Origin of the sequence: Roseateles sp. NT4, from assembly GCF_051857475.1 — a bacterium.
Classification (GTDB): Bacteria; Pseudomonadota; Gammaproteobacteria; order Burkholderiales; family Burkholderiaceae_C; genus Pelomonas.
The window spans coordinates 250,574-263,974 of sequence record NZ_JBPZGZ010000004.1; the positions used below are offsets into that span (position 1 = coordinate 250,574).

Below are 13,401 nucleotides of genomic sequence, written 5' to 3' on the forward strand. Positions count from 1 at the left end.
ATGGCGTCACAGCAGGAGCGACGGTGAAGGATGCCGAACTCGGAATGAACGGCGTGGAGCGGGTCGTTGCAGAGCCCTTGCGCTTCAAGGCCAAACTGGCCATTGGCGAGAACGCCTATGCGTCGCTGCGCATGATCAATCGCACCCGCGAGGTCTGGGATGTCGTGGGCGCGGCCGGCGCGGGCGCGGCCATCGCGAAGTCCAGCGTCGTGGCATCGACCTTCTTTGCGCCATCGGGCGTGTTGGGCGCCATGGGCATCGGTGCGGCGGCGACGCCCATCGGCTGGGTCGCGCTCGCGGCGCTGGCCTCTGGCGGCGCCTGTTATGGCCTGTACCGATGGTTGGGCGACACCAAAGGCTCACGCGTCATCGAGATCCCCAAGTTCCTGAACACGCCGCTGGACACCCTGGGCCTGGCCCTCTTCGATCTCATCGCGCCGCTGGCGCTGCGGCTGGCCGCGGTGGATGGCAGCGTCGAGCCTGCTGAGCGCGATGCGCTGCTGCAGCATCTGGTGGACGACTGGGGTCTGGACGCCGGTTTCGTCACCCAGGCGATTGCGCAGATCGAGCCGGGCGCCATGCAGGGTTCGGTCGAGGAGATGGCGGCGGAGCTGTCGGCCTTTCTGCATGCCAACCCCGACTGCAACCACCAGGCCATCGCCGCTGACCTTGGGCAGTTCCTGCGTCAGCTGCTGGAGGCCGGCGGGCCTTTGTCTGAGGCCGAAGAGGCTGCGTTGGCGCTCGGCCTCGAACTGCTGCAGCGCGAGCCGGAGAGCACACTCACCAAGGCCTGGCTCGGTGCCAAGTCGGGCGCCGGCAAGGCGGCCGAACAACTGGGCACGACGGCCAAGGATGCCGCGGATTGGACCCGTCAGCGGCTGCCTTCGGCCGATGAGCTGCAGGCTGCCGCCGGCACCGCGGCGACCAAGGCCTTGCATGGCGCCAGGGTGGGTGCGGAGCAACTGGGCACCACAGCCAGGGAAGCCGCCGAATGGACGCGCGAGCGCCTGCCGTCGCCGGAGCAGTTGCAAGCCGCGGCGAGCACGACCGCGACCCAGGTGGAGCAGGGCGTGCGCAAGGCCGCGGCCTGGGCCCAGGACAAGATGCCCAGTGCGGAGCAGGTCCAGGACAAGGCCAAGCGGTCGCTGGACCTGGCCAAAGCCGGCATTGAAAGAATGAGGAAGCGGCCACCAGGCCGCTGATCTGCTGCCGTCCGAACCCGCGCCGGTGAGTTGAAGCCACACGCGAGCATGCTGCGCGGTAGCCCTCTATGCTGGTTTCCCTCGAGGTTCAGGCGGCAGGACGAGTATGCGCATCGCAATCATGGGTTCGGGCGGCGTTGGCGGCTATGCGGGCGCGTGGTTGCAGCAGGCGGGTCACGACGTGGTGTTCATCGCCCGCGGCGCTCACCTGGCCGCCTTGCAGCGCGACGGCCTGAGGATCGAGCACCCCGAGCTGGCGCTGCATCTGCCGCAGGTCCGCGCCACGGAGGACGCGGCCAGCGTGGGGCCGGTCGATCTGGTGATCTTTGCGGTCAAGCTCTTCGACACCGAGAGCGCGGCTCGCGCCATGGCCGCGTTGGTCGGCCCGCACACGCGGGTGCTCACGCTGCAGAACGGCATCGACAGCGTGGCCATGATCCGCGCCCACCTGGATCCGTCCGCCACGGTGCTGGGCGGCGTGATCTATGTGTCCGCCGTCATCGACCGGCCGGGCGTGATCCGCTCACCGGGTGGCCTGCACATGATCGTCGCCGACCGGCTGGACGGCGACGCGACGATGGCCGAACTGGAGCGGACCGCGGCGGGCCTGGCCGGGCTGTCCGTGAAGCTCAGCGACAACGCGACGCAGACGATCTGGGAAAAGTTCGTCGCCCTGGCCTCGCTGTCCGGCGCGACCTCGCTGCTGCGTGCCCGCATGGGAGCCATTCTGGGCAACGCCGAGACGCGGGCCTTCCAGCGCCAGTTGGTGGACGAAGCCGTTGCCGTCGCACAGGCCCATGGCGTGGCGATGCGCGCGGGCCTCGCCGACGAAGTCATGGGCAAGCTGGCCGCGATGCCGGCGGCCTTTCGCTCGTCGATGGCCGAGGACCTGGAGCGCGGCAATCGCCTCGAGCTGGGTTGGCTCAGCGGGCGCGTGCATGGTCTCGGTTTGCAACTGGGTGTCGAGACACCGGCGCACACGGCGGTCTACCGCGGCCTGGTGCTGCATGAGCAGGGCGTGGGTCCGGCCGAACAGCGACAGACCCTTGTTGTAGGCCAGGGCCTGCAAATCCACGTGTAACAGTCCGGCACCACCGCACCTTCCCGCTCGGCAGCATGCGAGACATGAGTGCTGAACACCATCCGCTCGCCGGCCAGCCGGCACCGCCCGACCTCCTCATCGATGTCGAGGCCTTGCGCGAGGCCTATTTCTCGCGCCAGCCCGACCCGTCCTGTGCCGAACAGCTCGTCAGCTTCGGCACGTCCGGCCATCGCGGTTCGGCCCTGGACGGCTCCTTCAACGAATGGCATGTGCTGGCCATCACCCAGGCCATCTGCGACCACCGCAAGCAGAACAACATTGCCGGGCCGCTGTTCCTTGGCGCTGACACCCATGCTCTGTCCGAGCCCGCGTCGCGCAGCGCCCTTGAGGTGCTGGCGGCCAATGGCGTCAACGTCATGCTGGCGCCGCCGGGTCAATTCACGCCGACGCCGGCCGTGTCGCTGGCCATCCTGGAATACAACCAGGGCCGTGAGGGCTGGCAGCGGGCCGACGGCATCGTCGTCACGCCCTCGCACAACCCGCCGCGCGATGGCGGCTTCAAGTACAACCCGCCCCACGGCGGCCCGGCGGACAGCGACATCACGTCCGGCATCCAGGCGGCCGCCAATGCCTACCTGCGGCAGGGTCTGAAGGGCGTGCTGCGCAAGGACGCCGAACAGGCCCTGGCAACGCTGGGCTGCCACGAGCACGACTACCTGGCCCAGTACGTCGCGGCCCTGCAGCAGGTCATCGATTTCGACGTCATCCGCGGTGCCGGCCTTCAGCTGGGCGTCGACCCGCTGGGTGGGGCCGGCGTGGACTACTGGCCGGCGATCGCCGAGCGCTACCGACTGCCACTGACCGTCGTCAGCAGCGAGGTGGACCCGCGCTTCGCCTTCATGACCCTAGACTGGGACGGCCAGATCCGCATGGACCCTTCATCGCCCTGGGCCATGCAGAGGCTGACCCAGCTGCGCGACCGTTTCGACGTGGCCTTCGCCTGCGACACCGACCACGACCGCCACGGCATCGTCACGCGCCGTGCCGGCCTGATGCCACCCAACCACTACCTCAGCGTGGCGGTGGACTACCTCTTCCACAACCGCCCTGGTTGGCGTGCGAGCGCCGCCGTCGGCAAGACCGTCGTCACGACGGCGCTGATCGACCGCGTCGCCCAGCGCCTGGGCCGGCGTCTGTTCGAAGCGCCGGTCGGCTTCAAGTGGTTTGCACCGGGCCTGCTGGACGGCAGCCTGGGCCTGGGTTGCGAGGAGAGCGCCGGTGCGTCCTTCCTGCGCCGCGATGGCCGCGTATGGACGACCGACAAGGACGGCATGGCGGCGGCCCTGCTGTCGGCCGAGATCACAGCCCGCACCGGCAGCGACCCCGGCGCGTACTACCAGCGCCTGACGGCCGATCTCGGCACGCCGCATGCGGACCGCGTCGAAGGCCCGGCTACGCGCGATCAGAAGGCCCGCCTCGCAGCCATGAAGCCCGAGCAGGTCAGCGTCAAGATGCTGGCGGGTGACGCCGTCGAGGCCGTGTTGAGCCAGGCGCCAGGCAACGGTGCAGCCATCGGCGGCCTCAAGGTCATCACGGCCGGCGGCTGGTTTGCCGCGCGGCCCTCGGGCACCGAAGACATCTACAAGGTCTATGCCGAGAGCTGGCGCGACGAGGCGCATCTGCAGCGCCTGCTGCAGGAGGCTCGCGACCTCGTGGACAAGACCCTGGGCTGATCAGGCGGCCGCGAGTTCGGCCACGCCTTCGCTCAGAAACACGCAGTCGCCGTCCTGGAACACGCGCACCTCGCCGGGCGCAAAGGCTGCCCAGGCTTCGCCATGGGTCAGGGGCTCGGTGGACACCAGCGCCATGCGGTCGGACGGGTTGTTGACGGTGGCCAGGTCCACGCTGAGGTCGCCGTCGCGCAGCGACACATGGCCGAAGGGCGGGCGGCGCTGCAGCCAGTGCAGCTTGGTGGAAGCGTGGGCCAGCATGGCGCGGCCATCGGTCAGCAGCAGGTTGAAGCGGCCATGCTCGGCGATCTCGTGGATCCAGGGCGTCAGCGTGGCGGCCAGCTCGGGCCAGTCGGGCAGCTCGGCGCCGAAGCGCTGCTGCAGGCGCTGCATCAGCCAGCAGAAGGCCTGTTCGCTGTCGGTCTGACCGGCGGGGGTGAAGCTGCCGTCCAGATCGGGATGGAAGTCCTTCAGGTCGCCGTTGTGGGCGAAGACCCAGGTGCGGCCGGCCCATTCGCGGCGAAAGGGGTGGCAGTTCTCCAGCGTGCGGGCGCCCTGGGTCGCCTTGCGGATGTGGGCCAGGATGTTGCGTGCACGCACCGGATGGTGGCCCAGATGACGCGCCAGCTCGGACTCGGCCGCGGGGCTGTCCTCCACCGTAACCTCGCAGCGCTCGCCGTCGTGGAAGGCCACGCCCCAGCCGTCGACATGGTCTGCGGTGCGGCCACCGCGGGCGGCAAAGCCGCTCAGGGAGAAGGTGGCGGCGGCCGGCTGGCGGCTGTTGAGGGCGAAAAGCTCACACATCGGTGGGGGCGGAAGCTGTCGGTATGGGTGGCAACGTCGCAAGTCTGAGGGTGGATGACAGAAAGCCCAACAAAGCTTTCGTCAGATGCTTATGCCTGTGCGGGTTCTCACATACCGCGGGGCATGGCCTGGCGTTAGTCTTGGCCGCATCAACCCAGGAGACAACCCCGTGCTCAAGTGTCTTGCTCCCGCCGCGGCCCTGCTGCTGGCCCTGACCGCCCAGGCCCAGGAGGCCGGCTGGCCGACCAAGCCCATCCATTTCGTCGTGCCCTTCGGCCCAGGCGGTGCCAACGACATCGTGGCCCGCACGGTGGCCGAGGCGACGGCCAAGCAGCTGGGTCAGCCCATCATCATCGAGAACAAGCCCGGCGCCGGCTCCATGATCGGCGCCGCCTATGTGGCCAAGTCGGCGCCTGACGGCTACACCTTCCTGACCCCGGCGGCCGGCGTCATCACCAATGCGCTGATCAAGACGCGCATGCCCTATGCCGAAGACGACCTGGTGCCCGTGGTCATGATGGCCGTCAGCCCCTCGGTCATCGTCGTGCCGGGTGATTCACCCATCAAGGACCTCAAGGGCCTGATCGCGGCGTCCAAGAAAGGCCAGAACCTGAATTTCGCGACCGCCGGGACCGGCAGCACGCCGCACTTCGTCGCCGAGATGCTGAAGCTGCGCGCCGGCGCCAAGCTGCAGATCGTGCCCTACAAGAGCGGCTCCGAGGGCATGGCCGCCGTCGTCGGCAACCAGGTGGACGCGACATCCGAGGCCAGCCCCGTCGTGCTGTCCATGGTCAAGGCCGGCAAGCTCAAGGCCGTCGCCTCGACCTGGAACCGCCGCATCGCGGCCCTGCCGGACCTGCCGACGGCCCAGGAGCAGGGCTTCAGCGACGTCTTCATCGGCCATTGGTCGGGCGTTTTTGCGCCCAAGGGCACGCCCGAAGCCATCCTCGACAAGCTCAATGCCGCCGTGAATGCGGCGCTGAAGACCAGTGAGCTGCGCGCCAAGCTCATCCCGCTGGCCATCGACCCGACCGGCGGCAGCCGCGAGGACTTCCGAAAATTCCTGGCCGGCGAGAAGGCGCGCCTTGCGCCCATCGCCAAGGCGGCGCAGATGAAGGAAGACTAGCGGAGATAGGGCTGGAGCCAGCGCATCTGCGGCTTGTCCTGGCCGCCGGCGCCGGGCTCCAGCGACAGGAAGTAGTCGCCCCAGGTCGGCCCGCCGGCCCACCACAGCCAGCCGGCCCAGACGTCGGCATGGGCTTCGAGGTGCTTGAGCGCGCCGGTCACGGCCTGCTCGCAGACAGCGTTGGCGCCGCCGCCCAGTTCGCCCAGGATGGCGCGGCGCTTGTTGGCCTTCAGCCAGGCCGTGAAGCGCTGCAGGCGCTCGACGCCGATCTGCGGGCTGACGCATTCGGCGCTCGTGCCCGAGCCGTCCATGTCGAAATACTGGTGCACCTCGAAGACCATGTTGTCGATCGGGTCGCGCACCTGGCCCATGACCTCGGCATTGGGCGTGCCGTACCAGGTCTTCTCGAACCAGCTCCAGGCACCGCTGTAGCCATTGCCGGGCAGGGTGATGAGGTGGGTGGCGCCGGTCTTGCGAATGGCGTCGATGGCGGCCTGGGCGGCCTGGCCCCAGGTCTCGGTCGGCATGTTGCGCGGCTCGTTGACGAGGCCGAACTGGACCTTGGGGTTGTCCTTGAACTGCAGCGCGAGCCGGCGCCAGAAGTCGGCGAAGGCGGCGATGGGCACCTCGGGCTTGCCGACGTGGACCTCCTTGTAGGCCGCATAGTTGTGTGGGTCCAGCAGCACGGTCAGGCCGCGCGCCGTCGCGCCGTCGACGAACTCGCGCAGGCGAGCCAGTTCGGCCGCATCGAAGTCGCCCATCAAGGTTGGCTGCAACCGCTCCCAGCGGAAGGCGATGCGCATCAGGTTCATGCCCTTGGCCTGGTAGTAGGCCGTGCTGGCCACGGTCGGGTAAACGAAGTCCTTGCCGTAGGCGCCGGGGAAATTCTTCTCACCCCATTCGGCGCTGGACAGGCTGATGCCGCGCCATTCGAGGGGCACGGCTTGGGCTGCCGTTGCAGCGAAGAGAGCGATGCAGAGCAGGGATTTCTTCATGCCTTGTCCTTCGCGGGCGGCTGTACGCCGAGGGCCGCCAGCACGTCCTGGCAGGCACCCATGGTGTGATAGTCGGTCTTGCCGGCGGGGCTCTTCTCGTCGGTGACCTTGCTGTTGTCCGGCGCCAGGATGCGGTACCAGGCGCCATGCTCGTGGTCGACGAAATGGTTCCAGGCATAAGCCCAGAGGCGGTCGTACCACTGCCAGTAGGCGGCGTCGCCGGTGCGTACGGCCAGCCAGGCGGCGGCCGCGAGGCTTTCGGCTTGCACCCAGAAGTATTTGTCGCCATCGCAAACCTCGCCGCCCGGCGCGAAACCATAGACCAGGCCGCCGTGTGCGGCATCCCAGCCGTGCTTCATCGCGGTGTCGAAGAAGTGGCGCGCGGTGGGCACCAGCCAGTCGGGGGCCGCGCCGCCGAGGCGCCGGTCCAGCATCAGCAGCAGCTTGGCCCATTCCGTGAGGTGGCCGGTCTGGAAGCCCCAGGGACGGAAGATATTGGTCTTGTCGTCGCGGTTGTAGTCCCAGTCGGGCGTCCAGTCGGTCTTGTAGTGCTCCCAGATCAGACCGCCCGCGAGAGCCGCTTGGCGTTGGGCAATGGCGGTGGCCAGCACCAGCGCGCGGTCGAGGTAGCGGGCCTCGCCTGTCGCGGCATGGGCCGCCAGCATCGCTTCACAGGCATGCATATTGGCGTTCTGGCCACGGTAGGGGCCGACGCCCCAGTCCGGCGTCGCCTCGTCGGCGTAGAGGCCGTGGGCCGGCTCCCAGAAGCGGCGCTCCATCAGCGCGAAGGTTGCCGCGATGCCGTCGCGCGCGCCGGGCACGCCGGTCTCGGCCGCATGCGCATTGGCCAGCAGCACGAAGGCCAGGCCATAGCAGTGGTTGGTGCCGTCAACGACCGTGGCGCGGCCGTTGTGCCAATCCAGCACCCAGGCATAGCCGCCTTGCGGTTGGCCATGCACCTCGTTGACGAAAGCCAGCGCATGGGCGACGTCGTTCAGCGGCCCGCCGAACCAGCGCCAGGCCAGCGCATGGTTGAAGACGAAGCGCGTACTGCTCACCAGATGCCGCGTGTGGCGGTCGTAGACCGTGCCGTCGTCCTTGAAGAACTGGAAGCAACCGCCGCTGGCATCCTTCACGCGCGGTGCGTAGAAGGCCAGGGTGTGGCGCATATGGGCCCACAGCGCTTCGGGCCGGCGCATGTCGGGAACGTTCATTTCAGAACCTCGTCTTTCAGGAAGCGGGTCAGTTCGTCGGCCATCAGCGCGTGGACGTCTATGCGCGGATGGGCCCACGAGAAAGCCTCGAAGCGGTAGGACCAGACCTGGCTATCGCCCTCGGCGCGCAGCGTCTGCACGGCGCCCAGCACGGCGCGGGGGATGGCGGGCTGTTCGCGCGGCGCCGACATGCCGCCCATCAGCAGCACGAGCTTGGCCTTGGGATAGCGGCCGCGCAGCTGGCGCACGAAGGCGAGATAGCGCGGGCCGAAATCGGCCGCGATGGACTGCCCCTTGGACGCGGGGAAACCGTGGTCGTTCTGGCCCAGGTTGAGCAGCACGACGTCGGGGGCGATCGGGTCAGGCGGTGCGACAGGCGCGTCCAGCCGCGGCGCGTAGCGGTTCCAGACCTCGGGCATCAGCAACTGGTCCCAGGTCGCCGTGATGCCGATGCCGCTGATGGCGATGCCGACATAGTCCGCGCCCAGCCTGGCGGCCGTCACGGCACCGTAGGCCCGCGTGCCGTCGTGCGTCGACAGATCGGCGTACTGGTCTTCGCCGATGTCGCCGTTGCAGGCGCCGGCGGTGATGGAGTCGCCGTAGAACTCCAGCTTCAGTGGGCGAGGCGCGGGCGGGTCGAGCAGCTTGCCGCCTGCGGCCAGGCGCAAGCCGAGGAAGACGGACTCTGCCTGCGAGGCCTCGGTGCGTTTGACCAGGCGCAGTTCGTGTTCACCCGGCGGTAGGGGCAGGCGCCAGTCGGCCGGGCCGTCGCCGCGCAGTGCCAGCACATGGCGGCGGCCATCGACCTCGACAGTGAAATGGTTGATGCCGCCGCGCGAAGGCGCGAGGCGCAGCGCGAGCTGATCGCCGGTGAAGCGGGCGCGCATTTCGCTGCCGCTCCAGGCCAGCAGTTTGCCGCCAGGCACCTTGGCGATGCGGCCTGTCCAGCGCAGCTGGGGGTCGTCAGCGGCGATCAGCCCTGGCGCCTGCGAGGGTGCCTCGCGCACGAAGTCGCTGGTTTGCAGGGCCGGCGGGAAGATGCCGGCCGACATGAGGGCCAGCAGGCTGGCCGGGCGGCCGCTGCCGGCCCACTCGTCCTGTTTCATGCGGACATGCAGCAGATGGGCGCCGGGCTCGAGCTCGCGCCCGACCACCGTGTAGTGCCAGCCGAGATAGCCCTTGCGTTCCGGCACCTGGCCGCGCAGCGTGACCCAGGGGCCATCGTCGACGCGGGCTTCGAGGTTGCGGTAGAGGGCGCTTTCGGCGTGGAAGACGGCGACCTCGCGGCCCCAGACGAGGAAGTGGGCCTCGGCGCCATCGGCCTTGGTTGTCCAGCCGGGTTGCTGGCCGGTCCACTCGGGATGCACTTCGCCACCACGCTCGAAGCCGCGTGACTGGTAGGGCTTGAGCGCCTCACCGGAGAACATGCGCGTGAACTCGTGAGCGCGGCCGAACATGGGTGCTGGCAGGGACGCCGTCGGGCCGGCCTTGACGCTGCGCAGCGTCTCGCCCACGGCCTGGGCAATGCGCTGGTGGCCAACCGCGTTGGGGTGGACGGGCTCGTCGTAGAGCGCCGACCAGCGGTCCTGGCCGGCATCGACACGGGCCTGCATCCAGCCGCCGAAGTCCAGGGCGGTCAGGCCGTAGTGGGCCGCCAGCTTCAGTTGGATGTCGGTCGCGTCGCGCGGCTGGTTGCCCTGCTGGGTCAGGCCCAGCACCACGACGGCCGGGGGCTTTCTCGCAGTCAGCAGTTTGCGCAGGATGGCCTCATAGCTGCTGCCCCGCACGGCCGGGTCCAGCCATTGGTCGTTCACGCCGAACTCGACGATGACGAGGTCGGGTGCGGCGTCGAGCACCTGCTTGTCCAGGCGCTGCACGCCGGCCGCCGAGTCGGTGCCGCTGACGCCCGCGTTGACCAGCTTGACCTTGGGGCCTAGCGATTGGGCGAGCAGCGCGGCCCAGCCCTTCTCACGTGGGGGCTGCGCGGCATAGCCGGTCGTGATGGAGCCGCCGAGGGTGGCAAGCGTAATGGGCTCGCCAGCATCCAGGCGCTGCATGACGGCCTGCAGCCGCGCATCGGCGTGACCGATTGCTGGAAGCGTCAGGGACAAAGCCAATATCCATCCTTTCAATGCATTCATATCAACCTTTGGTCGCGCCGGCCTGCAAACCCGCGACGAATTGCTTCTGGAAGATCAGGAACAACACGACGGCCGGCAGCGACGCGAGCAGCGAGCCCGCCATCAACACGGCGGCCGACTGCGGGTTGAAGCTCAGGTCGCCGGCCATCTTGCCGAGTTGCAGTGGCAGGGTCAGCGTGGCTGCGTCGTTGACGACGAGCAGGGGCCACAGGAAGTTGTTCCATTCGCCCACCGCCACCGGAATGGCGATGGCGGCCAGCGCGGGCCGCAACATCGGCAGTACGACGCTCCACCAGATGCGCAGGGTGCCGGCGCCGTCTAGCGTCGCCGCGCTGATGAGTTCGTCGGGCACACCCAGCATGGCCTGGCGGAAATAGAAGACGACAAAGGCCTTGGCCAGGCCGGGCACCAGCAGGGCGGCGTAGCTGTTGATCCAGCCCAACTGCGCCACCGTCACGAAGTTGGGGACGATGGTGACCTCCCAGGGCAGCATCATCGAGACGAGCAGGGCACGGAACAGCCAGCGGCTGCCGGGGAAGGGGCGCTTGGTCAGCACGAAGGCCACCAGCGACGCGGCCAGCAGGCTGACGACCGTGACGACGACGGTGACGAGCAGGCTGTTGGCGTAGAAGCGCAGAAAACCGTGGCCTTCGACCTGCACCTGCAGGATGCCGGCGAGCTTGTCGGGGTCGGCGGTGGTACCAGCAAAGTCGGGGTTGAAGAAGTTGCGCGACGTCGCTTCTGCGGGCCACAGCGTCGGTGGCTGGCGCAGCAGCTCGGCCACGTGCTTGAAGGCGCCGATGGCCATCCAGTAGTAGGGCAGCAGCATGGCGGGAACCAGCAGCCACAAAGGTGCGCGCAGCCACTTCATCGTTCGCGCCCCATCAGCTGGAGGTGGAGCCAGGTCAGGCCGAACAGCAGGGTGGTCAGCACCCAGGCGGCGGCGGAGGCCAGGCCGAGGTCGAGCTGGCGAAAGCCGCGGTCGAAGAGATAGGTGACCAGCATCAGCGCCGAGTCCAGCGGGCCGCCCAGGGTGTCCACCGCACCATAGAGCAGATAGGGCTCGTAGAAGACCTGGAAGCTGGCGATCATGCCGGTCACCGTCACGTAGACCAGCGTCGGCCGCAGATTCGGCAAGGTGATGTGCAGCAACTGCTGCCAGGGCGAGGCGCCATCGAGCCGTGCGGCCTGGTAGAGCTCTTCGGGAATGGCGCGCAGGCCGGCGACGAAGATGACGAGGTTGTAGCCCAGCACCGACCAGACGCCGACCAGCACCAGCACCGGCAGCGTCCACTGCGGGTCGCCCAGGAAGCGGGCCGGCTCCAGGCCGATGGCCGCGCGCAGGCTGTTGAAGAGCCCATAGGCCTCGGAGTTGGCCAGCCACTTCCAGGCCGAGATGGCGCCCACGCCGCCGGCGACGGCGGGCAGGAAGAAGGCCACGCGCACCCCTTGATGCAGGCGCGAGTTGCTCCCGAAGGCCAGTGCCAGCACGAGGCCGAGCAGCACAGCAATGAAAGACACCGAGGCCATATAGGCGGCGGTGTTGCCGAGCGCCGTCCAGAAACGCTCGTCTGCCGCCAGCTCCGCGTAGTTGCGCAGGCCGATGAAGTTAGGCTCATCGGTGGCGTGGTAGTCCGTGAAGCTCAGCCAGGCCGAGCGCAACACCGGCCAGACGCCGAACAGGCCGAACAGCGCGAAGAAGGGCGCGACGAGCAGCATGTCGCGGCCATGGCGGCGCCAGACCTTCCTCATCGCTGAGCCTCCAGCGCGCGGTTCATCACCGCGGCGGCGCGGCTGAGTTCGGCTTGCGCGTCGGCGCCGGCCAGCACGACGCGCTGCACGGCGCGGGTGACGATGTAGTCCTGGCGTATCCAGGCGGGGCAGGGCGGTGGGCCTTCAGCGTCAGCCAACTGAGCGAGCAGGGCCTCGCGATTCGGCAGGTTCAGCGAAGCGATCTGGTCCTGCCGGCCCGAGGGCAGCCACATGCCGCCATAGGCCAGAGCCGCCTCGGCCATGCGGCGCGTGACCTCGGGCCGGTAGACGGTACGCATGAAGTCCAGGGCCAGCTCGCGGTTGGGCGAGAAGCGCGTGATGGCCAGCACCGTGCCGCCCAGCACCGCCGTGCGTTTGCCCGTCGGGCCAGCGGGCAGTGGCGCGGCAGCCCACTTGCCGACCAGGCCCTTGTGGACCATGTCCATGCGCGACAGCAGCCAGGTGCCGGACTGCATCAGCCCATAGGCGCCGCTCTCCAGGCCGCCGTCGGCATCGGGCCAGCCATCGGTGGGTGCCTTCAGTTCGTGGTACAGGCGGGCGTAGTAGCTCAGCGCGCGCACGGCCTCGGGGCTGTCGACGACGGCGCGTTGGCAGCTCGCGTCGTAGACGGTGCCGCCGGCCTGGCGCAGATAGGGGTAGAAGCCCAGCCAGCTGGTGTTGCCCCATTGCTGGGCGAAACGCTGCCGGCGAGCGGCGGCGATGAAGCCGTCCCAGTCGGCCGGCGGCTTGGCCAGCAGGTCGCTGCGGTAGTACTGCAACTGCACATGCATGTCGAAGGGCGCGCCAAAGAGCCTGCCGTCCGGGCGACGGATGGCGCGCAGCGCGCCGGGGTTGGCCTGCATCTCCAGTACGGCCACCAGATCCGGCGCGGCCTGCCTCAGATCGACCAAGGCGCCCTTGGCACCCAGTGCGATGGCGTAGGAGGTGCTGCCCGTCACCAGGTCCGGCCCGCGCCGGCTGGCCAGGGCGGCGGAGTACTTGGTCATCGCGTCGGCCCAGGGCACGTCGCGCACCTCGACCAGCACCTCCGGGTGTCGGGCGCGGTAGGCCTCGACAGCCGGCTGCATGACCTGGGGCGTCTTGTCGTCGCCCACCATCCAGACGACCAGGCGCCCGGCCAGCGCCTGCCCGCCAGCCAGCGCGAGGCACAGCGCCAGGGCGGTCTTGGCGAGGGTCAAAGGTGCGGAACGGGTCGACATAATGTTTAGTAAACGAAATGATTATCCACACATCGAAATCGCGAAAACAGCGTTGTCTACCCGCAATTCGTCGGTGCTATCCCTGATCGTCGACCGTTTGACAGAGAAACAAAATGCGCAACAAATTGATGTTTAGCGGTGGCCGCAAGGTGCGCCGCAGAAATCCCAAGAGCAG

The 13,401-nt window shown here is 68.6% G+C and carries 11 protein-coding genes; 4 read left to right on the forward strand and 7 right to left on the reverse strand.

Features of this window, described 5'->3' with window-relative positions; genetic code table 11:
- Positions 1–23 precede the first annotated feature (23 nt).
- The 3 genes from ACS5PN_RS24310 to pgm all read left to right on the forward strand — a co-directional run bounded on the left by ACS5PN_RS24310 (position 24) and on the right by pgm (position 3,977).
- Positions 24–1,202 (forward strand): hypothetical protein, encoded by a 1,179-nt coding sequence (locus tag ACS5PN_RS24310; RefSeq protein WP_439466609.1) that lies wholly within the window; start codon positions 24–26, stop codon positions 1,200–1,202.
- Positions 1,203–1,308: 106 nt separating this feature from the next.
- Positions 1,309–2,283 carry a ketopantoate reductase family protein gene (locus tag ACS5PN_RS24315; protein WP_439466610.1) on the forward strand — a complete coding sequence of 325 codons (975 nt, stop codon included), beginning with the start codon at positions 1,309–1,311 and terminating at the stop codon, positions 2,281–2,283.
- Positions 2,284–2,327: 44 nt separating this feature from the next.
- Entirely contained in the window at positions 2,328–3,977 is a 1,650-nt protein-coding gene (pgm, locus tag ACS5PN_RS24320; RefSeq protein ID WP_439466611.1) for a phosphoglucomutase (alpha-D-glucose-1,6-bisphosphate-dependent), read from the forward strand.
- Here pgm and ACS5PN_RS24325 read toward each other — a convergent pair whose 3' ends face one another.
- The gene (locus tag ACS5PN_RS24325; RefSeq protein WP_439466612.1) at positions 3,978–4,778 is read right to left on the reverse strand and encodes a class II glutamine amidotransferase; all 801 of its coding nucleotides are present in this window, start codon (positions 4,776–4,778) and stop codon (positions 3,978–3,980) included.
- A gap of 169 nt (positions 4,779–4,947) precedes the next feature.
- Here ACS5PN_RS24325 and ACS5PN_RS24330 point away from each other — a divergent pair, with 169 nt between their 5' ends.
- Complete coding sequence (locus ACS5PN_RS24330; RefSeq protein WP_439466613.1) at positions 4,948–5,904, forward strand: tripartite tricarboxylate transporter substrate binding protein; 957 nt, start codon at positions 4,948–4,950, stop codon at positions 5,902–5,904.
- Here the strand turns inward: ACS5PN_RS24330 and ACS5PN_RS24335 are convergent.
- The 6 genes from ACS5PN_RS24335 to ACS5PN_RS24360 are packed head-to-tail and all read right to left on the reverse strand — an operon-like array spanning position 5,901 to position 13,226.
- Positions 5,901–6,899, reverse strand: coding sequence for a glycoside hydrolase family 5 protein (locus ACS5PN_RS24335; RefSeq protein WP_439466614.1), 999 nt, complete (start codon positions 6,897–6,899; stop codon positions 5,901–5,903). The two genes, ACS5PN_RS24330 and ACS5PN_RS24335, sit on opposite strands and share 4 nt — an antisense overlap.
- Positions 6,896–8,113: an AGE family epimerase/isomerase gene (locus ACS5PN_RS24340; RefSeq protein ID WP_439466615.1), complete on the reverse strand. Its 1,218-nt coding sequence runs from the start codon at positions 8,111–8,113 to the stop codon at positions 6,896–6,898. Before ACS5PN_RS24340 ends, ACS5PN_RS24335 begins: the two co-directional genes overlap by 4 nt.
- Positions 8,110–10,224, reverse strand: coding sequence for a GDSL-type esterase/lipase family protein (locus tag ACS5PN_RS24345; protein ID WP_439466616.1), 2,115 nt, complete (start codon positions 10,222–10,224; stop codon positions 8,110–8,112). The genes ACS5PN_RS24340 and ACS5PN_RS24345 overlap by 4 nt, the downstream gene beginning before the upstream one ends.
- A gap of 31 nt (positions 10,225–10,255) precedes the next feature.
- Positions 10,256–11,125: a carbohydrate ABC transporter permease gene (locus tag ACS5PN_RS24350; RefSeq protein WP_439466617.1), complete on the reverse strand. Its 870-nt coding sequence runs from the start codon at positions 11,123–11,125 to the stop codon at positions 10,256–10,258.
- The gene (locus tag ACS5PN_RS24355; protein WP_439466618.1) at positions 11,122–12,006 is read right to left on the reverse strand and encodes a carbohydrate ABC transporter permease; all 885 of its coding nucleotides are present in this window, start codon (positions 12,004–12,006) and stop codon (positions 11,122–11,124) included. Before ACS5PN_RS24355 ends, ACS5PN_RS24350 begins: the two co-directional genes overlap by 4 nt.
- A complete protein-coding gene (locus ACS5PN_RS24360; protein ID WP_439466619.1) occupies positions 12,003–13,226 on the reverse strand; it encodes an extracellular solute-binding protein in 1,224 nt (407 codons plus the stop codon). Before ACS5PN_RS24360 ends, ACS5PN_RS24355 begins: the two co-directional genes overlap by 4 nt.
- Positions 13,227–13,401: the final 175 nt, after the last annotated feature.